Genomic DNA, 19991 nt, shown 5'->3' on the forward strand with positions numbered 1-19991 from the left:
ATCATCAGGTAGCGGCGACTTGATCGGGCGTGAGACATCGAACTAACTCTCCGGCGTGGTCAGACGCGCCGCGCTGCCTTGCGCTGCTCGTCTAGCTGCAATAGGTAGAAGTGGGCGCCTACATTGTCCTGGCAGACGACGATGTGCCCGACCCCTGGTGCGTCGAAGGGACCGTACTTCACCTCGCCGCCCAAGGCCTTCACCTTGGCCGCGGACTCCTGCGCGCTCGACACCTCGAAATAGACCGACCAGTGGGCGGGCATGTCTTCCCACTCGGCCGTCATCTTGAGCATGCCCGCGATGTCTTCCGTGCCATCGTGCACGACGAGGTAGCCCCCTGGGGTGACCGCGTTGCGCTTGTGCGTGGTCCAACCGAACACTTCGCTGTAGAAACGCGATGCCGCGTCCAGTCCGCGGGTGGCGAGCTCTGCCCAGCACAGGGTGCCCGGCTCATCGACGCGCGTCGCGCCGCAATGGGAGCCGCTCTGCCACAGGGCGATCACCGCACCTTCCGGATCGGCAAAGTAGGCGAGACGGCCGTGCTCACCGACCTCGCTCGGCGGCACCACCACCGACGCGCCGCGAGCGGTCACTTCGGCCACCACGCGATCGAGATCGTCCACGTGTACGTACGCGTTCCAACACACGGGAGCCCCGGCGGCCACCATCTCCTCCGGTAGCTCCCCGAGGCCAGCCACGACTTCGCCGTCGAGTTCGAACATGGCGTAGGGGCCGTGATCGCCCTCGGGGGGTGACGGCTGGTCGATCGCGTCCCACCCGAACAACCCTGCGTAAAAGGCCTTGGACGCCGCGTAGTCCGGCGAAGAGAGATCGACCCAGTTGAAATCGCCGAAGCGGCGTTCCCTCACAACGGTCATCGCGATCACGCTCCCTGTGGTCCACGCGCGGCGCCGACGCCGCATCCAGGACTGGCAAATGCACGGCCAGTATAGGCCGGATCACCCCCCGCACGGGGATCGGCCGCACGGCGGCAACGGCGACCGGCTGGCGCGGCAAGCCGTGTATGCTTGCCAGCGAATTCACCGCTGGAGCCTCCCGTCGTGCCACTCGCAACTCCCGCCGTGCGCGGTCACCGCCTGTCCCTGCTCACCGTGCTGATCGCGATGGCGAGCGCCGCTGCCGCTCAGACGCCCGATCTCGAGCAGATCATGGCGGACCCGGATTGGATCGGTAGCCCCGTGCAAGCGGTGTGGTGGCAGCTCGATGGCACGCAAGCCCTCTACCGGGTGAAGCGTGAAGGCTCTGACGCGACCGATATCGTGGCCGTGAGTCTCGACAGCGGCAACACGCAGGTGCTCGATTTTGCCGCACAGGCGGGTAGCGACGGCGCATCGCCGGTAGTCGACGCGCAAGGGCAGCGCGCCCTCTTCACCCGTGAGGGCAGCCTCTGGTTGCGCGAGTTGGCAACGGGCGGCTTGCGACAGCTGGCGGGTGCCGACGTGCCGGTGTCGTCGCCGCGCTTCGGCGCGGACCCTGGCACCGTGCAGTTTCGCCGCGGCGGTCGCTGGTGGCAGCAAGACCTCGACACCGGCGTGGCCCGTGCCCTCGCCCAGCTGAAGTTCGAGGACGCGCCCTACGAGGTCGAGGAGAACAGTCTCACCGCCGATCAGGTGCGCCTCTTCGTCGAGGTGGCCGACGCGGTCGAAGCCGAACGCGCCGCCCACGAAGAGGCGAGGGCCGCGGCCGTGGTGGACACCGGTCGCCCGACGGCACCTTGGTACCTCGGCGCCGGCAAGCGCGTGATCGCCTCCGCCCCGTCGGCCGACGGGCGCTGGCTATTGGCTGCGATCGGTCCGGCGAAGGAGGACGAAGGCAAGGCAGACCACATGCCGAAGTTCGTCACCCGCTCCGGCTACGTGGAGGTGGAGGACGTGCGCCAGCTCGTCGGCCGCAACGCACGGGCGGGGCAGAGCCTCTGGCTACTGGATCTTCAAACCCACACCAAGCACGCCATCGATCTCACCGTGCTGAGCGGCACGGACGTCGACCCCCTCGCCGACCTCAAGACCGCGCAAGACCTCACGCCCTACGATGCGGACAACCGACGCCCCGTGTACGTGAGCGCCCTGGAGTGGCACCGCCGCGACGCAGTGGCGGCGATCCAGCTGTTCGCCGTGGACAACAAGGACCGCTGGCTGATCACGGTGGACGCCCGCGGCGACGCACCGGCCACCACCGAACGCCACCGCCTCCACGACCCGGCCTGGGTGAGCTACTCCTTCAACGACTTCGGTTGGGTGCCGGGCGACATGGCCGACGCGCTCTGGCTGCTGTCCGAGGAGTCCGGCTACAGCCACCTGTACACGGTGAGTTTGGGCGACGGCAAGCTCCATCGGGTCACCGACGGCACCTTTGAAGTCTCTCAGGTGACCCCCGAGGCGAATGGCGCCACAGTCCTCGCCATCACCAACCACGCCCACCCCACCGAACACGATCTCTACCGCATCGACCTCGCCAACGGTTCCCTGACGCGCCTGACCGAGCTACTGGGCGTGGAGGACTACGCGCGCCTTCCTGGCGACGTGGGTCATGTGCTCGTTCGCCACTCCGGCCCCTACCTCCCGTCCCAGGTCTCCCTGGTCGACGGCCGCACCGGGTTGGTCCGCCAGCTAACGGACACGCGCACCGCCGCCTACCGCGACATCCTCTGGCAACCGCCGACCTACGTGGGCGTGCCGTCGCACCACGACGCCGGGGCGCCGATCTGGTCGAAATTTTACCCGGCCCGGGGCGAGGCACCGGCCGCGGGCGCCAAGCGCCCGGCCGTGCTCTTCGTGCACGGCGCGGGCTACACGCAGAACACCCACCACAAGTTCCCCTACTACTTCCGCGAGCAGATGTTCCACACGCTGCTGACCTCGCTCGGCTACCACGTGCTCGACATGGACTACCGTGCCAGCCGTGGCTACGGCCGCGACTGGCGCGCGGCGATCTACCGCCAGATGGGAACGCCGGAGCTCGAGGACTTGATCGACGGGGTGCGCTGGCTGGTGGAGGAGCACGACGTGGATCCGCAGCGCATCGGCGTGTACGGCGGCTCCTATGGCGGTTTCATGGCCTTCATGGCGATGTTCAACGCACCGGAGGTGTTCGCTGCCGGCGCCGCCCTGCGACCTGTCACCGACTGGGCTCATTACAACCATCCCTACACGAGCAACATCCTCAACACGCCCCAGGTGGATCCGGAGGCTTACCTGCGCAGCTCACCTATCGAGTTCGCAGAGGGCTTGAAGGGCGATCTGTTGATCAGCCACGGGATGCTGGATGACAACGTGTTCTACAAGGACTCGGTTCGCTTGGCGCAACGCTTGATCGATCTGGGCAAGACCGATTGGGAACTCGCGTCCTACCCGTTGGAGCCGCACGGCTACGTGCACGCCTCCAGTTGGTTGGACCAGTACCGTCGCATCCTGAAGCTCTTCGAGGGGTCGATCGGCACGGCTAGCCCCTGAGCAGGCGCGTGGCCATGCGCCGACGCGGTCAGTCCTCGGCCGGCGTCGTCTTGACCTCGGCCTTGGCCGCCAGGATCGCCTCGGACAGCCAGCTGAGGCGTTCGCCGATAAGGGCCCAGGCGTGTTGGCGCGACTCTCCATCGAGGCGGGGCTCGAGTTGCTCGTGCAGCAGGGCCGCCGCGGCGACGTGGTGGCACTGCTCGTCGGTCAAGCGCACCACGCGTAGGCGACCGGCGCTGATCGCCCGTTCCAGCATCGACGCGGCGACGGGCCAGGCCGGATTGGGCACTTCCATCTCCCCCGGCAATCGCAGGCAAACGGTCACCGCCCGCTCGCCGAGCAACGCGCGACGGGCTAACTGCCCCCAGCGCTGACGCGTATCGGCCACCCCCACGGCGATGCCGTAGCGCATCCCCTCGCCTTGCCAACCCAGCTGCGTGAGCGGCGGATCCCCCGCCACCACCTCGATGTCCTCCACCTGCTCGCCGAGCAGCCGCAGGAGCGGGACCAACGCGTCGTGCACCTGCACGGGCGTCGGCTCGCCGACCTCCTCCCGCGCCGTCTCCCAGGCCGCCGCGAAGGAACCACCCGGCCCCTGCGTGGGGGACGCCTGCACATCGGGCGGTGGCGCCGGGCTCGGCGCAGGTGGCGATAGCTCGGCACCCAACACCTCGCTTCGGTAACGTTCGGCGCAGGTGGCGAGGAAGCGCCGGGCGCTGAGCCGCGTGGGATTGTGCGAAGCGGCCGCCGTCAGGGCTTGCAACCACTGCCCATCTCCCACCATGGCGGTGGCTGTAGTGCCGTCGACGCGCGCTGCGCGCAGGCGCGCGTCCACCAGGCGCTGCGCATCGAGAGCGCCCAGCCCCTGCAGGGAGATGGGCGCGCGCCAACGGGTCTTGAGATCGCCGCTCCACTGGGCATCGCAGCGCGCATGGGCGACCTGATCCAGGGCGAGCACCAACACCGCGTGGGCCAGCGAGGGCGCCATTGCCTCGAGCATGTGCGCCAAGGGATCCTGCTCGCGAGGCAGCGGACGGCGCGAGCGCCCCGTCGCGTCGTCCGCGCCCCCGCCGCTCACCGGCTCGTGGTGCTCGACGCAGAACACCAGGGGCACGTAGAAGGCGGCGAAGTGGGACAGATCGGCGATGCGCTCGAGGGCCTGCTGCCGGGCGATCTCTCCGTCCCCCTCCAGCACCAGGCGATCGCACTCAGCCACGCCCATCTGATCGCACAGATCCGTCGCCACCGGGCGGCCCCCGATCCAGCGCCGGCAGGCCGCCCGCAGCTCCAGGTCGTCCGCGAACAGCAACGTGTGAAAGACGTTCAGCCACGTGCTCAGACGGGCTTGGGTGACCACGCCGCGGTCACGCAGGGCGTCCGCGACTGCCTCGAGCAGGGTCGGCTTGCTGAGCACGTGATCGAGCAGGGCCTTCCAGTGCGACGTCCGCTTGAGCTCGGGCGGTAGGCGTTGGGCGGCTTCCTGCAGATGCTTCGAGGCCGGCGTGCGATCGCCCGCCCGCTCCGCCGAGGCCGCCAACAGTTCGCGCACGGCCCCGGCCAGCACCCCCCGCGCGAGCGCCGTCCAGTGGGACTCGATGGCCTGGCTGGCCGCTTGGTTGCCGGTGGCGGGGGTGGCCGGCGCCAGGGCGCCGCCCGCCTCCGCCCGGTCGAGGGCCTGCATTAGGGCGCCGAGCGCACCGCGCTCCCAGTAGGATGTGTTGCCCGGCACGGCGCCGGGCCCCACGGCCACCACCACGGCGTCGCCGTCGAGGCGTTGGGCCAGGGAGTTGAAGAAGTGGGTCTTGCCGAAGCCGCGATCTGGGGCGGTCACCACCCAGGCTCGACGGCCGGGGCGCAGGGGCCGGTAGCGCGACTGGAAGGCCAAGCGCATCCACTGCACATCCCCGACCAGGCGGTCGATGAGTTCGCCGTTGGCAAGCGAGTCCCGCGGGCCGAGTTCCCCCACCCCGGGAGCCGGGGCGTGGGCCTCACGCACACCGGGGGCGAGCACCTCCGCCGCGCTATCGAAGGGCGTGAAGGTGTCGACCGTCAGCTGCGGGCTTGGTTGCGTACTCATTCAGCCTGATTGTAGCCAGCCCCCAACAGGTGCACCAACCGCTGCGGATATCGAATTTCCACCGGATTTGCGCCCTGGGAACAGTGCACTCGCGCTTTGTGGCGGCACAACGGTACACTCCGCGACTCCCTGTTCGCCCCGTCGGGCTTGAGCGAAGGAACCTCCTACTGATGAATGTCACTATCTTCGGCTCTGGGTATGTGGGCCTCGTCACAGGCACGTGCTTTGCGGAGACCGGCAACCATGTGGTCTGCGTGGATGTGGACGCGGCAAAGATCGAGGGCTTGAAGCGGGGCGAACTGCCCATCTACGAGCCAGGCCTGGCCGACATGCTGGAGCGCAACGTCGCCGCCGGTCGCCTCGAATTCACCACGGACGTGACCGAGGCCATCGAGCACGGGTTGTTCCAGGTGATCGCCGTGGGCACGCCCCAAGACGAGGACGGCTCCGCGGACCTGCAGTACGTGCTGAGCGTCGCCTCCAGCATCGGCCAGCATATGAACGATTACCGCATCGTCATCGACAAGTCGACGGTACCCGTGGGCACCGCCGACCGCGTCCGCGAGACCATCGACGCGGAGCTGGCCAAGCGTGACGCCAACGTGGTCTTCGATGTGGTCTCCAACCCCGAGTTCTTGAAGGAAGGCGCGGCGATCAGCGACTTCATGAAGCCCGATAGGATCATCGTCGGTGCGGACAATCCGCGCACCGGCGAGCTGCTGCGCGCGCTCTACGATCCCTTCACCCGCAGCCGCGACCGCCTGATCATGATGGACATCCGATCCGCCGAGCTGACGAAGTACGCGGCCAACGCGATGCTGGCCACCAAGATCAGCTTCATGAACGAGATGGCCAACATCGCCGAGCGCTGCGGTGCGGACATCGAACAGGTGCGTAAGGGCATCGGCTCCGACCCGCGCATCGGCTACCACTTCATCTACCCCGGCGCCGGCTACGGCGGATCCTGTTTCCCGAAAGATGTAGCCGCCATCATCCGAACCGCCCAAGACCTCAACTACCCGGCCCGACTCCTAGAAGCCGTGGACGCGGTGAACGATCGGCAGAAGGAGCGCCTGTTCGAGAAAATCACGGCCCAATACGACGGTGACCTTTCGGGCAAGACCTTTGCCCTGTGGGGCCTCGCCTTCAAGCCCAACACGGACGACATGCGCGAAGCGCCCAGCCGCGTGTTGATGGAGGCCCTCTGGGCAGCCGGGGCCAAGGTGCGCGCCTACGACCCGGTGGCTCGCAGCGAAGCCGCTCGACTGTACCCGGATCAAGCCGGCCTCACCCTGTGTGAGAGTGCGATGGATGCCCTCGAAGGGGCTAACGCGCTCGTGATCATCACTGAGTGGAATGAGTTCCGCAGCCCGAACTTCGATCGCATCAAGCAGGATCTGGCCGAGCCGCTGATCTTCGACGGTCGCAACCTCTACGATCCGGCACTCCTGGACACGCTAGGCTTCAAGTACCACTCGGTGGGCCGCGAACCGATCCTCAATTAACAAAAAGGTAAGGCGGCGGCAACGCCCGCCACCATGCCGACCCCGGGGTATCCGAAGATGACCATCACTCCTCTGGTGCTCTCAGGCGGCTCAGGCACGCGCCTGTGGCCGATGTCACGCGAGTTGTACCCGAAGCAGCTCCTGCCCTTGGTGTCCGACCGCACCATGCTCCAGGACACCGTGCTGCGCCTGCAGGGAGTTGCGGGGCTCGAGGCACCCATGGTGGTCTGCAACAACGCCCATCGCTTCCTGGTCGCCGAGCAGCTACGCCAGATCGAACACGCCGCGCAGGCGATCCTCCTCGAGCCCGTCGGGCGCAACACAGCGCCAGCGGTCGCCGTGGCGGCCTATCACTGGCTGGCCCAGGCGGACGGCGACGAGGAGGACACCACCCTGCTGGTGCTGCCAGCCGATCACGTCATCCTCGATGACGAGCGCTTCCGTGCCGCGGTCGAGCAAGCAGCGACAGCCGCGCGAGAGGGCCACCTGGTGACCTTCGGCATCACGCCGACCCGGGCCGAAACGGGCTACGGCTACATCCGCTCGGGCGCTGCCGTGGCCGCTGACGGCGAACGTTTCCGAGAGGTCGCACAGTTCGTGGAGAAGCCCGATCAGGCCACCGCCGACGGCTACGTGGCGAGCGGCGATTACCTGTGGAACAGCGGCATGTTCATGTTCTCCGCCCGCCGCTACCTCGAGGAGCTGACACGCTTCGCGCCTGAAATGGCGCACGCCTGCGAGCAGGCTTGCGCGAACGCGAGCGGCGATCTCGACTTCGTTCGCCTGCAAGAGGAGGCCTTCGCCGCCTGCCCCAGCGACTCGATCGACTACGCGGTGATGGAGAAGACGGACCACGCGGTGGTCGTGCCTATGGACGCAGGGTGGAGCGACGTCGGCACCTGGTCATCGCTCTGCGACGCCAGCCAACCCGACGCGCAAGGCAACGTGAGCACCGGCGACGTACTCCTCGAGGACACCAACAACAGCTACGTGCGCGCCTCGCATCGCTTGGTGGCCGCCGTCGGCGTTGAGGACCACGTGATCGTGGAAACGGCCGACGCTGTGCTCGTGGCACCGAAGGCCAAGGCCCAGGACGTCAAGAAGCTGGTGAACGCCCTCAAGGCGCGCCAGCGCGAAGAAGCGAGCTTGCACCGCGAGGTGTACCGCCCCTGGGGCTCCTACGACAGCGTCGACACCGGCAGCCGCTTCCAGGTCAAGCGCATCACCGTGAAGCCCGGCGCGGAGCTTTCGTTGCAGATGCACCACCACCGCGCCGAGCATTGGATCGTGGTGAGCGGCACGGCGGAGGTCACCTGCGGGGATGAGGTGTTCCTGCTCACGGAGAACCAATCCACCTACATACCGATCGGCACCCAGCATCGCTTGGCGAATCCCGGCAAGCTCCCGCTGGAGTTGATCGAGGTGCAGTCGGGCAGCTACCTAGGCGAGGACGACATCGTGCGCTTCCAGGACCACTACGGACGGGCCGAATAGCCATGCATCGTCAGATCGATTGCTTCAAGGCCTACGACATTCGTGGGCAGGTGCCCGGCACGCTGGACGAAGACATCGCCTGGCGCATCGGTCGCGCCTACGCCGCCCACCTGAACCCCAAGTCCGTGGTGATCGGCCGCGACATGCGTGCCTCGAGCGACGCCCTCTCCGACGCCCTCGCCCGCGGCCTCACCGAGAGTGGCGTGGCGGTGAGCGACATCGGCCTGTGCGGCACGGAGGAGATCTACTTCGCGTGCTTCGACGGTGGCTTTGACGGCGGCATCATGGTCACGGCCAGCCACAACCCGCCCGACTACAACGGCATGAAGCTCGTGCGCGAGGGCGCCAGGCCCTTGAGCCGCGATACGGGGTTGGAGGACATCCGCCGCCTCGCCGAGGCAGGTGACTTCCCTGCGGCCACGGCGCAGCCCGGCACGCGTCAACCCTACGATAGCCGCGCGGCCTACATTCAACACTTGCTCAGCTACGTCGATCCCGAGCAGCTTCCGCGACTCAAGATCGTCGTGAACCCAGGCAATGGCACCGCCGGTGCTGTGCTCGACGCCCTCGAGCCGCTACTGCCCTTCGAGTTCATCAAACTGCACTACGACCCCGACGGCAGCTTCCCGAACGGTGTGCCCAACCCGCTCCTGCCCGAAAACCGTGCGCCCACCACCGAGGCCATCCTCGAGACCGGCGCCGACCTCGGCCTCGCCTGGGACGGTGACTTCGATCGCTGCTTCGCCTTCGATCACAAGGGCCGCTTCATCGAGGGCTACTACATCGTCGGCTTGCTGGCGAGCGCATTCCTGGCCAAGGACTCCGGGGCGCGCATCGTTCACGATCCGCGCCTGGTTTGGAACACGGTTGATGTGGTGAGCAACGCCGGTGGCACGGCCGTGCAGACCAAGGCAGGCCACGCCTTCATCAAGGAACGTATGCGCGCCGAGGACGCGGTGTATGGGGGTGAGATGAGCGCCCATCACTACTTCCGCGACTTCGCCTACGCGGACAGCGGCATGATCCCGTGGCTGCTGATCGCCGAGATCATGGGGCGAAGCGGACAAACGCTCGCGGCCCTGGTGGATGAGCGGATCGCCAAGTTCCCCGCCAGCGGCGAGATCAACCGCCGCGTGACGGACGCCGCCGCGGTGATCGACGCCATCGGCAAGCGCTACCGCGTTGGGGCGCTCAGCGAGGAATCGGTGGACGGGCTCAGCCTCACCTTCACAGACTGGCGCTTCAACCTACGCGCCAGCAACACAGAGCCGCTACTGCGTCTCAACGTGGAGAGCCGAGGTGACGTCGCCTTGATGCAAGAGAAGACTGCGGAGCTACTCGCCGCCATCGACGCGCAGGCCTGAAGCGGTAGCAACGCTACCGCTTACGTTGACAGCAACCTCAAGGCGCCTAGAAGACGCCGACAGCCCTCGCAGTCGCGGCAGACAAGCCAAGCTGATACAACACGCTGGAGATCGTGCTCCACAGTGCCAGGGGCCGCATGCGATCCGCATCCAGCGGTACCACGATGGTGTCGCCGTAGGCGATCGGAATCTGCCCGCTCCGGAACCAGCGTGAGTTCTTCGAGGTCACCACCTCACCGTTCGCGCGCACCACGTAGATACGTTTGCTATCGGCTTGCTTGGTGACGCTACCGGCCTTGTCCAGGTAGTCATCAAGCGCTTTGTTCGGGTCGAACAGATGTGAGCCCGGGAACTGTACCTGACCGATGACCGTAACCTCCTGTGACAGCTCAGGCACGATGAGCCGATCGCCATTGCGCAACACGAGATCAGCCGGCGAACCATGCCCGTCTCGAAGTAAGCGATCGAGGTCGATCACCAATCGGCCGACCGCGGGGGTGGCGCGAATCTGCGCGAGCAGTTCCTGCCCGAGGCGCAAGGCCTCCCCAGCGTTGGCGCCCCCCGTCGGGGATTGCGCGCCCTGCACAGCGGCAACCGCGAGATCCGACTCGAGGCGACGCGCCAACTGCTCCAAGCGTTCCTGCTCACGGTTGCGCAGGCCCACCCGCGTAAAGGTGGCACCCGCTGGAAAGGCGTAGTCCGTGAGCCCACCGGCGCGGGCCACCAGGTCGGCCAACGTCTCGCCGCGTGCCACCGGGTAGGTGCCAGGGAAACGGACCTCACCGCTCAGGGTGACCGTGTCAGTATTGCCGATCGCCGGAACCGCCTTGACCAACAGGTGATCACGCGCCTGCAGTACGAGATCCGCAGCCTCGTCACCCGCGAGTACGCTATCCAGATCGATCGAGATGAAACGCGTGGCTGCATCCTGCCCTGGCACGATGACGCGCCGAGTCAGCACCGCATCGCTGGTAAAGGCGTTTTGCGATAGCCCTCCTGCGGCGCGCAGCAGGTCGCCGATGCGCATACCTGACACCACCGGATAGCGGCCCGCGATCATGACTTCGCCCGCCACCGTTGCCACCGGGGTGGGTTCTCCGAACTCGCCCTGATCGCCAAGGGCTTTGAGCAGGGGGTCGATCACCCCGGAACGATCGCGGTTGAGCTGAAACACCGTGATCCGGTCACGGGGTTGTAGCAGGGGATTCGCATCGCTGCGTGGGGCGACCAACGCCTCGCGTAGGTTGGCCGTCGCCACCGACAGCTTGCCAGCGCGATCTGCCCGCCTGATGAGCACGTAGTTGGTATCAGCAAATTCCCGCAGATCTTGCGGCGACGTGATCACATCGGTTAAGCGAAGCCCTTCACGCCACTGGAACTCGCGTGGCTCGCGCACATGCCCCTCGAGGGAGACGACACCGCGAACCACCCGTTGCGCCGGAATCACACGCAACACGTCCCCGTTGCGCAAGATCTCCCGTCGACCGGCGTCGGCGCCCAGGTTGACATCGATCACCGTGCGCACGCCGCTAGGCAGAACCCGCTCCAGGCGGGCGTTATCCAGCCGCGCATCCGCGCTCAACCCGCCGGCGAGTGCCAGCAATTGCTCTACCGTGGTCTCGCCGCGTAGTTCGTAGCGCGCGGGGCGATTGACGGCCCCCTCCACGCCTACCACCGGTCCGATCGGCGGCACGAACACCGCGTCTCCGTCGCGCAAGCGCTGGTTGTTGCGCGTGTCACCGCGTAGCAGCAGGTCGTAGAGATCGAGTGTGGTCACCACGCGGCCGTCGCGTTTCAGTTGCACGCCGCGCAGGGACCCGTTTTCTTCCACACCCCCACTCAAGAGCAGCGCATTCGTGATGGTGGTCAGGCTGTCCACGGTGAGTACGCCATGACCCTTTACGTCCCCGGCCATGAGCACCTGGATCGCCCGCAGGCGCTTGATGGTCACGGTGGTGTTGACGCCGATCATCTGCTCGGAGACTTGCGTGCGGATCTCATCACGCACCTGATCGAGGGGCAGCCCGGCAACGGTGACTGGGCCGATCTGCGGCACCAACACTCGTCCCTCACGATCGACGGTGAGTTCGAAGCTCTCGTTCTGTGAACCGTAGAGGCTGATGAGTATCACATCGGACGGACCCACCACATAGTTGCCCGGCACCGCCGTCGCCGTCGGGTTGAACAGGAGTGCGTCCGCACGCGACAGGAACTCGCTGCCGTACAACGTCAAGGCGTCGGCGCCGGTGCTCACCAACGACAGCAGTTCCACGGACACGTCGAACCTGTCCAGGCCAGGCTCTGCCTGGATGCGCATGGCCGCCTGCTCGGCCGTTAGCCCGGCGAGCTCGATGTGGAAGACGTTCTGCAGGTGAAGCACGCCGTAGCGATCAAGCTCGTAGCTTCGCCGGCCCACGAGGTCCATCAAGAAGCGCGGCAAGCGGTCCACATCCTCGTCCGTGTTGTCTGTATCCAAGACGCGAGGGTCGACGGGGTTGAAGCCCACCAACACCGTGGACCCCGGCATCAAGGACTCCTCGGTCGTCTCGGACGGCAACTCCGCCTCTGGCTCGAGCAACAGTGGGTTCGCTTGATCGAGTGCATCGCTGCTCGGATCGCCACTCCCTTCCGGCAAGGCCCCCGGGGGCAGCAGAGCGGCGAGATCGCTGGCCGAAATACCTAGCGACTGCATCAACCGTTCCCGCTCCGCTGGCGGCAGGTTCATCAGCTGCTGGACTTGGGCTGGAGAGACTGACTGGGCCTGGCTCGACGCCGGGAGGAAGATCGCCAGCATCGACATCGCCAGCAACAGCACGGCAGCATGGCGGTGGAGGGTTCTCGATACGGGGGTTTGCTCGACCATTCCGCTGATGGGTCCCTCAAAGCTTTTGATACGGGTGGGGCGGGTGAGCATCGCAACCTTCCTTGGGGCAGAAGGCGCGTGAGCAGAGATCCGCCGCTAAACCCGGCGATATTACGTAGCGGCGCTCAGCGACGCAACGACGTCGCTTTCGCAAGCTCTTGCGGAGAGTACGGCTTCGGGGCGCTAGCCGGTGGGCATCACACGCCGTAGTAGTCGCGGTACCACTCGATGAAACGGGCGACCCCCACCTCAACCGGTGTGGACGGCCGGTAGCCGACATCGGCGGCGAGATCCTCGATATCCGCCGCCGTGGAGGGCACGTCACCGGGTTGCATCGGTAGCAAGTTCTTCTGCGCCTTGCGCCCGATGCATTCCTCGATCACTTCGATGTAGCGCATCAGTTCGACAGGTGAGTTGTTGCCGATGTTGTACAAGCGATAGGGCGCAGATGAGGTGCCGGGATCGGGGTGGGTGCCCGCCCACGCCTCGTTCGGCGTCGCCACCCGGTCCATCACCCGAATCACGCCCTCGACGATGTCGTCGATGTAGGTGAAGTCACGGCGATGGTGGCCATGATTGAAGACATCGATGGGCTTGCCTTCGAAGATGTTCCGTGTGAACAGGAACAGGGCCATGTCCGGTCGGCCCCAGGGGCCGTACACGGTGAAGAAGCGCAGGCCCGAGACAGGCAGGCCGTAGAGATGCGCATAGGTATGCGCCATCAGTTCGTTGGCCTTCTTGGTGGCTGCGTAGAGGGACAGGGGGTGGTCCACGTTGTGGTGGATCGAGAAGGGCTGGGTCTCGTTGGCGCCGTAGACCGAGCTCGACGAGGCGTAGACGAGGTGTTCGACGCCGTTGTGGCGACAGCCCTCCAAGATATTCGTGGTGCCCACCACGTTGCTGTCGATGTAGGCGTGGGGGTTCTCCAGCGAGTAGCGTACGCCGGCCTGGGCAGCCAGGTGGATCACGCGCTGCGCGCCTACCCTGGCGAAGAGGTCCGTCATGCCATCGCGATCCTCCAGCGACAGGCGCTCGAAGCGGAAATTCGCATGATCGGTCAGCTGGGCAAGGCGCGCCTCTTTCAGGCTCGGATCGTAATAGTCGTTGAGGTTGTCAACACCTATCACCTCATCCCCGCGCTCGAGCAGACGCTTGCTCGTATGGAACCCGATGAAGCCCGCGGCTCCGGTAACCATGATCTTCATGCGCGTGCCTTCTCCGTTAGATTGTGACTGGCTGGGCGCGAGCTCAGAGCCGACCGTCCACCTGCTCAGCTGGCAGCGCGTACTTGATGTCGTAGAGCACGTGGTTGGACTTACCGAGGGCGCGAATCGCCTCGACCCCCATCTCCTGGAACTGACGATGGGCGACCGCCACCACGATCGCATCGTAGGCGCCGGGCTCCAGTGTCTTGACCGGGGACAAGCCGTACTCGAGTTCAACCTCGGCCGCGTCCACCCATGGGTCGTGTACCTCGACCGTCGCCCCGTAGGACTCCAGTTCACGCATGACATCCACCACGCGGGTATTGCGCACGTCCGGGCAGTTCTCCTTGAACGCGAGCCCCATGATCAAGATGCGTGAGCCGGTCACGTGTAACCGCCGGCGCATCATCAGCCGCGTCAACTCCCCCGCGACGTGCAGCCCCATGTTGTCGTTGATCCTACGCCCCGCGAGGATCATCTCCGGGTGATAGCCCACCTCCTGGCATTTGTGTGTGAGGTAGTAGGGATCCACGCCGATACAATGCCCGCCCACCAGACCAGGACGGAAGGGCAGAAAGTTCCACTTCGTGCCCGCGGCCTCCAACACCTCCTCGGTGTCGAGGCCGAGGCGGTTGAAGATCAGGGCGAGTTCGTTGATCAGCGCAATGTTGACGTCGCGTTGGGTGTTCTCGATCACCTTGGCCGCTTCGGCGACGCGGATACTGCCCGCACGATAGGTTCCCGCGTCGATGATCAGCCGGTACAGGTCGTCTACCAGGGAGGCGACCTCAGGCGTGGAGCCCGCGGTGACCTTGACGATGTTGTTGATGCGATGCTGGCGATCACCGGGGTTGATGCGCTCAGGGCTGTAGCCGGCGTAGAAGTCGTGGTTGTAGCGCAGGCCGGACATCTGCTCCAGCACTGGCACACAGACCTCCTCCGTGGCGCCGGGGTAGACGGTGGACTCGTAGATCACCACATCGCCCCGACCGAGCACCTTACCGATGGTCTCGCTGGCGCGGATCAGCGGGGTCAGATCGGGTCGCTTGTTACCGTCGATCGGCGTCGGCACGGTGGCGATGAAGACGTTGCACGCACGCAGCGCCTCCAGGTCGGCGCTGTAGCTCAGGTGCTCCGAGGCGGCAAGCTCGTCCGCATCCACCTCGAGGGTGCGATCGTGGCCACCGCGCAGTTCGTCGACCCGCTGGGCATTGATATCGAAGCCGACCGTCGGCAGCTGACGGCCAAAGGCCACCGCCAGGGGCAAGCCCACATAGCCGAGGCCGATCACGGCGACCCGCAGATCCTTCATATGGGATAGCGCGGCAGGTTCCCCAGCGCTAGCAGCTTCCACGTTCGACACCTCATGACGGTCGGGATGTTTACAGGCGCCGGAATATACCGCACCCGAGCCGCGACGTCGGCGGCGATGCTCACAAAGCCCCGCTTGGGCCTTTTCGGCCCCCGATCAACGGCGATCGGGGGCACGCGAGGGCGGGACTCAGCCCAGAATCACGGCGATCAGGGCCACGATTGAGAGCACGATGGTGTAGGGCAACGCGAGCTGCACCATCTTCATGTAGGACAGGCGCAGAAGCGGCGCCAACGCGGAGGTCAGCAGGAACAGGAAGGCGGCCTGGCCGTTTGGCGTGGCGACGCTGGGGATGTTGGTGCCCGTGTTGATCGCCACTGCCAGCGTCTCGAAGTGCTCGCGGCTGATCTCGCCCGCGTTGAAGGCCGCCTCGACCTCGGAAATGTAAACAGTCGCAACGAACACGTTGTCGCTCACCATGGACAGCACGCCGTTGGCGATGAAGAACAGCGGCGCCTGGCTGTCGATGGGCTGATGCAGCACCCACTCGATGACGGGCTCGAACAGGTGCTGATCGTGGATCACGCCCACGATGGCGAAGAACACCACCAGCAGCGCCGTGAATGGCAGGGCCTCCTCGAAGGCATGGCCGATGCGCGCCTCCTGGATGACCCCCGTAAACGCCGTGGCAAGCACGATCACGGTCAACCCGATCAGGCCGACTTCCGCCAAGTGCAGGGCAAGACCCACCACCAGGAACAGCACCGTGGCGCCCTGCACCCAGAGCACGGCGACATCGCTCGGCGTACGCTTGCGCGTCTCTTCGGCGTCGTACTCCTCCAGCACGCGCCGCACGTTGGCGGGCAGGGTGGCGCCGTAGCCGCCGATGCGGAAGTGCTCGACGCCCCAGCAGACGGCCATGCCGGCGAAGAGCACGGGGATCGATACGTAAGCGACGGCCAGGTAGAACTCGATGAAGTCCCAGCCGAGCTTCTTCGCGATCAACAGGTTCTGCGGCTCACCCACCTGGGTCGCCACGCCACCGAGCGCCGTGCCGATGGCCGCGTGCATCACGAGCTGCCTCAGGAAGGCGCGGAACTGGTCGAGATCCGCGCGGTGGTTGTCGCCGACATCGTGATCCGCCGTGTGATCGTGATTGTCCGCGTGGAAGTGCTTACCGGAAGCGACCTTGTGGTAGACAGCATGGAAGCCGAGGGCCACCGTGATCACCACGGCGGTGACCGTGAGCGCGTCGAGGAACGCGGAGAGCACCGCCGCGACCAGCAGGAACACGAGCGACAGCGGCTTCTTGCCCTTCAGCCCCAGCACCAGCTTGGTGAAGATGAACAGCAACAGCTCGCGCAGGAAGTAGATGCCCGCGACCATGAAGATCAGTAGCAGGATGACGGGGAAGTTGGTCACCGTCTCCTCGTACACCGTGTGCGCGGAGGTCATGCCGATGGCGACCGCCTCCACGGCGAGCAACCCGCCGGGCTGCAGGGGATAGCAGCGCAGCGCCATGGCTAAGGTAAAGATGAACTCGCCGACGAGCAGCCAGCCGGCCAGCCCGTGATTGATCTGGAAGACGATCGGATTGAGGATCAGGAATCCGACGATCGCCTTCTTGTACCACCCCGGCGAACTGCCGAGGAAGTTATCCCAGAGTTCCGCCGTTATCGAGTTCGCCATTTAGCTTTCCTTCCAACCGTCGCCAAACACTGGCACTACCGCACCTACTCTCCAGGCCATCGAGCCGAACCTCGTGCGCCTGACGTTCTTGCTCAGTCGCCCGACGCACCACCAGGGTGATCGCCGACCGATCGATTCGCCGTCGCGCACTCCCAGCGCTCGCTCCGCTGCCGTCATTGGCGTCGAGGGAAAGGGCCACCTGTCCGCCCGTCATCGCCAGGTAGACGTCGAGCAGGATCTGCGCGTCGAGCAGGGCACCGTGCAGTTCCCGACGGGAATTGTCGATGCCGTAACGACCGCAGAGGGCGTCTAAGCTTGCGCGCTGGCCTGGGTGCAGACGTCGCGCCAGGAGCAGCGTGTCTCGCACCGGGCACACCTCGCGCAGCGGCGCGTGCCCCGTGTCCAAGCGCGCGAACTCTGCATCCAGGAAGCCGATGTCGAAGTCGGCGTTGTGGATGATCAGTTCGGCGCCTCGGACGAATTCCAAAAACTCGCTCGCCACCTCGGCAAAACGAGGCTTGTCCGCGAGGAAGGCCGCATCGATCCCGTGCACATCAACCGCAGCCCGGTCGATCTCCCGATCTGGCCGCAGGTAGCGGTGAAAGGTACGCCCGCTGCGTCGGCGGTCTATCAACTCCACGCAGCCGATCTCGATGATCTGGTGCCCCTGCTCGGGCTCGAGGCCGGTGGTTTCCGTGTCGAGCACGATCTGACGCAAAGAACCAACCTTTCCGGCAACGCATCGCGCGCCGCGTGATCTAAGGAATTAAGACAAGTGGGAGGAGTGTAGCCCAGTCACCACACCCGATCACGTGCATTGGGTCGCGGATCACGGTTGGCGAAGGGTAACGATCGCCTCGCGCGCGAGGGTGTCAGCGCGCTCGTTCCCGGGCACTCCCGCGTGGCCCTTGACCCAACGCCAGTCCACCTCGTGCGGGGCCATCGCGGCGTCGAGCATCTGCCACAGATCCTGGTTCTTCACGGGCTTCTTAGCGGCCGTGAGCCACCCGCGCCGCTTCCAGTTGGCGATCCACTCGGTGATCCCCTGGCGTACGTAGGTGGAGTCGGTGTGCAGCACCACGCGGCAGGGGCGCTTCAGGGCCTCCAGCGCTCGAATGGCAGCCAGCAGCTCCATGCGATTGTTTGGTGGTTTGGGGCTCCGCCCCCGAGAGCTCGCGGGTGGTCCCATTGCGGGCGGTGAGCAACGCCCCCCAACCGCCGGGGCCCGGATTTCCGCTGCAGGCGCCGTCGGTGTAGATCTCGACGTCGGCATCGACGGCAGCGTTCAACGGCGCGGCTCGCTCGGCGGCTTATCGAGCGCCGCCACCCCTTGGCGCGGTATGGAGCTGACGAGGCCGCCCAACACGGCCTTTTTTGGTACCAGCACGGGCCGCACCGGGGTCATCGAGTAGACGCGTTTGCGCGCCGTGAGCAGGTAGCCGCCGGCCAACAGGCTGGGCCGCAGGGCCGGTCGCAGTCGCTCCAGGCGCCCTTCCCCGTTCGGCACCACGTTGTGCACGGGCAGGCGGTAGCTGTGCCACGCCACCCGTTCGATCTCAAAGCCGAGGAGCTTCAGCCAGTCGCTCAAGCGATGCTCCGCCACCAGCCGCTGCGCCCCGGCCGGAAACCGGCCTCGCGTAAGCACGTGGCGCGCGCCCCACAGGCTCATGGGGTTGAAGCCCAACACCACCAGGCGGCCTTCGCCGACCAACACGCGTTCAGCCTCGCGCAGCACCTGGTGCGGCGAATCGTGCAGTTCCAAGGTGTGGGGCAACACCACGACGTCGACGCTGGTGGCCGCCAGTGCCAGGTGGGCGGGATCGCTGTGCAACGCCACAGTGTTCTCATCGCCCCCGTGGGCGATGACGCTCGCGTAGGCCGTGCGCGCTTGTTCGATCAGCGCGCCCGGCGGCCCCCACTGCCCGAGCTGCACCAGCTGCAAACCGAACATCCGCCCCAACACCTCGGCGGTCAGGGCGCACTCCTGCTCCAGCATCGCCGTCCCGAGGGGGCTTTCGAGCCACTGCTGCGGGTTGCTCACGTTACCTCTCTCCTGCGGACCCGACCGGGCCCCGGTGAACCTCATGGGAGCGAGCATAACAAGTCGTGCCTCGTGACGTAGGCTGGCGGCATGGGAATCGGGCCGCCATACTGCGCGCTTTCGTTTCAGCACTCCTGGGGAATCACATGGCCATGATGGAAGGAAAACGGGCCCTCGTCGTGGGACTCGCCTCCGAACGCTCCATCGCCTTCGGCATCGCGCGGGCACTGCACGAGCAAGGCGCGGAACTCGCCTTCACATACCAGAACGAAAAGCTCGAACCGCGCGTGCGCAAGATGGCGCAGGCGCTCGGCTCATCCCTGTGCTTCCCCCTGGACGTGGCCGAGGACGAGCAGATCCGCCAGGTGTTCACGGAGCTCGGTCAGCACTGGGACCGCCTCGACTCCCTCGTGCACTCGGTGGCCTTCGCGCCGAAGGAAGAGCTGCAAGGCAGCTTCGCCGAACAGACCTCGCGCGAGGGCTTTCGCATCGCCCACGACATCTCCAGCTATTCCCTCACCGCGCTGGTGAACGGAGCCCTGCCGATGATGAGCGAGCACGGCGGGAGCGTGGTCACCCTGAGCTACCTCGGCGCCGTGCGTGCCGTGCCCAACTACAACGTGATGGGCTTGGCCAAGGCCAGCCTGGAAGCGAATGTGCGCTTCCTGGCCGCAGATCTCGGGGCGCGCGGCATTCGGGTCAACGGCGTATCCGCAGGGCCGATCAAGACCCTCGCCGCAGCCGGCATCGGCGGCTTCCGCAAGATGCTGTCGCACGTCGCGTCGCACACGCCCCTGCGGCGTAACGTCACCATCGAAGACGTCGGCAACGCCGCCACGTTCCTGCTCTCGGATATGGCGGCCGGTGTAACCGGGGAGATTCTGTACGTCGACGGTGGCTACAGCACCGTCGCCATGATGATGGACGACTAACGGTGTCGTCAGGTCGGTCGTGGCGACTGCACGACC

General features: G+C 66.1%; 13 protein-coding genes and 1 pseudogene. 5 read left to right on the plus strand and 9 right to left on the minus strand.

Features of this window, described 5'->3' with window-relative positions:
• Positions 1-59: 59 nt before the first annotated feature.
• Positions 60-878 (minus strand): VOC family protein, encoded by an 819-nt coding sequence (locus tag AAF184_07805; protein MEO0422225.1) that lies wholly within the window; start codon positions 876-878, stop codon positions 60-62.
• 183 nt (positions 879-1061) lie between these two features.
• Between AAF184_07805 and AAF184_07810 the strand changes: the two genes are divergently transcribed.
• Complete coding sequence (locus AAF184_07810; GenBank protein MEO0422226.1) at positions 1062-3473, plus strand: prolyl oligopeptidase family serine peptidase; 2412 nt, start codon at positions 1062-1064, stop codon at positions 3471-3473.
• A gap of 28 nt (positions 3474-3501) precedes the next feature.
• Here the strand turns inward: AAF184_07810 and AAF184_07815 are convergent, their stop codons facing one another.
• On the minus strand, positions 3502-5550 hold the full coding sequence (locus AAF184_07815) for a hypothetical protein (protein ID MEO0422227.1): 2049 nt from the start codon (positions 5548-5550) through the stop codon (positions 3502-3504).
• A 170-nt stretch (positions 5551-5720) separates the two neighbouring features.
• Between AAF184_07815 and AAF184_07820 the strand changes: the two genes are divergently transcribed.
• Genes AAF184_07820 through AAF184_07830 form a run of 3 tightly spaced genes read left to right on the plus strand, consistent with a single transcriptional unit; the run spans position 5721 to position 9913 of the window.
• Positions 5721-7055, plus strand: coding sequence for a UDP-glucose/GDP-mannose dehydrogenase family protein (locus AAF184_07820; protein ID MEO0422228.1), 1335 nt, complete (start codon positions 5721-5723; stop codon positions 7053-7055).
• Positions 7056-7112: 57 nt separating this feature from the next.
• Positions 7113-8549: a mannose-1-phosphate guanylyltransferase/mannose-6-phosphate isomerase gene (locus tag AAF184_07825; protein MEO0422229.1), complete on the plus strand. Its 1437-nt coding sequence runs from the start codon at positions 7113-7115 to the stop codon at positions 8547-8549.
• A gap of 2 nt (positions 8550-8551) precedes the next feature.
• On the plus strand, positions 8552-9913 hold the full coding sequence (locus AAF184_07830; GenBank protein MEO0422230.1) for a phosphomannomutase: 1362 nt from the start codon (positions 8552-8554) through the stop codon (positions 9911-9913).
• A gap of 46 nt (positions 9914-9959) precedes the next feature.
• On the opposite strand, the gene AAF184_07835 is transcribed toward AAF184_07830, so the two are convergent.
• The 7 genes and pseudogenes from AAF184_07835 to AAF184_07865 all read right to left on the minus strand — a co-directional run bounded on the left by AAF184_07835 (position 9960) and on the right by AAF184_07865 (position 19023).
• On the minus strand, positions 9960-12776 hold the full coding sequence (locus tag AAF184_07835; GenBank protein ID MEO0422231.1) for an SLBB domain-containing protein: 2817 nt from the start codon (positions 12774-12776) through the stop codon (positions 9960-9962).
• A 197-nt stretch (positions 12777-12973) separates the two neighbouring features.
• A complete protein-coding gene (locus tag AAF184_07840) occupies positions 12974-13981 on the minus strand; it encodes an NAD-dependent epimerase (protein ID MEO0422232.1) in 1008 nt (335 codons plus the stop codon).
• A 43-nt stretch (positions 13982-14024) separates the two neighbouring features.
• Positions 14025-15293 carry a Vi polysaccharide biosynthesis UDP-N-acetylglucosamine C-6 dehydrogenase TviB gene (gene tviB / locus AAF184_07845; GenBank protein ID MEO0422233.1) on the minus strand — a complete coding sequence of 423 codons (1269 nt, stop codon included), beginning with the start codon at positions 15291-15293 and terminating at the stop codon, positions 14025-14027.
• 189 nt (positions 15294-15482) lie between these two features.
• Positions 15483-16982 (minus strand): sodium/proton antiporter NhaB, encoded by a 1500-nt coding sequence (gene nhaB / locus AAF184_07850; GenBank protein MEO0422234.1) that lies wholly within the window; start codon positions 16980-16982, stop codon positions 15483-15485.
• A complete protein-coding gene (gene dnaQ / locus AAF184_07855; GenBank protein MEO0422235.1) occupies positions 16948-17700 on the minus strand; it encodes a DNA polymerase III subunit epsilon in 753 nt (250 codons plus the stop codon). Before dnaQ ends, nhaB begins: the two co-directional genes overlap by 35 nt.
• A gap of 111 nt (positions 17701-17811) precedes the next feature.
• Positions 17812-18271: pseudogene (gene rnhA, locus AAF184_07860) on the minus strand (ribonuclease HI).
• Positions 18268-19023, minus strand: a complete 756-nt coding sequence (locus AAF184_07865) for a methyltransferase domain-containing protein (GenBank protein ID MEO0422236.1) — start codon at positions 19021-19023, stop codon at positions 18268-18270. The pseudogene rnhA and the gene AAF184_07865 overlap by 4 nt, the downstream one beginning before the upstream one ends.
• A 146-nt stretch (positions 19024-19169) precedes the next feature.
• Here AAF184_07865 and AAF184_07870 point away from each other — a divergent pair, with 146 nt between their 5' ends.
• On the plus strand, positions 19170-19955 hold the full coding sequence (locus AAF184_07870) for an enoyl-ACP reductase (protein ID MEO0422237.1): 786 nt from the start codon (positions 19170-19172) through the stop codon (positions 19953-19955).
• The last annotated feature ends 36 nt before the right edge of the window (positions 19956-19991 follow it).

Source organism: Pseudomonadota bacterium (genome assembly GCA_039815145.1).
Lineage (GTDB): Bacteria > Pseudomonadota > Gammaproteobacteria > Steroidobacterales > JBCBZW01 > JBCBZW01.

Excerpts from the sequence above, each read along its gene's own strand:
- AAF184_07805 (MEO0422225.1), bottom strand. The coding sequence starts at position 878 with ATGACCGTTGTGAGGGAACGCCGCTTCGGCGATTTCAACTGGGTCGAT.
- AAF184_07815 (MEO0422227.1), bottom strand. The coding sequence starts at position 5,550 with ATGAGTACGCAACCAAGCCCGCAGCTGACGGTCGACACCTTCACGCCC.
- AAF184_07820 (MEO0422228.1), top strand. The coding sequence starts at position 5,721 with ATGAATGTCACTATCTTCGGCTCTGGGTATGTGGGCCTCGTCACAGGC.
- AAF184_07825 (MEO0422229.1), top strand. The coding sequence starts at position 7,113 with ATGACCATCACTCCTCTGGTGCTCTCAGGCGGCTCAGGCACGCGCCTG.
- AAF184_07830 (MEO0422230.1), top strand. The coding sequence starts at position 8,552 with ATGCATCGTCAGATCGATTGCTTCAAGGCCTACGACATTCGTGGGCAG.
- AAF184_07835 (MEO0422231.1), bottom strand. The coding sequence starts at position 12,776 with ATGGTCGAGCAAACCCCCGTATCGAGAACCCTCCACCGCCATGCTGCC.
- AAF184_07840 (MEO0422232.1), bottom strand. The coding sequence starts at position 13,981 with ATGAAGATCATGGTTACCGGAGCCGCGGGCTTCATCGGGTTCCATACG.
- tviB (MEO0422233.1), bottom strand. The coding sequence starts at position 15,293 with ATGAAGGATCTGCGGGTCGCCGTGATCGGCCTCGGCTATGTGGGCTTG.
- nhaB (MEO0422234.1), bottom strand. The coding sequence starts at position 16,982 with ATGGCGAACTCGATAACGGCGGAACTCTGGGATAACTTCCTCGGCAGT.
- AAF184_07870 (MEO0422237.1), top strand. The coding sequence starts at position 19,170 with ATGGCCATGATGGAAGGAAAACGGGCCCTCGTCGTGGGACTCGCCTCC.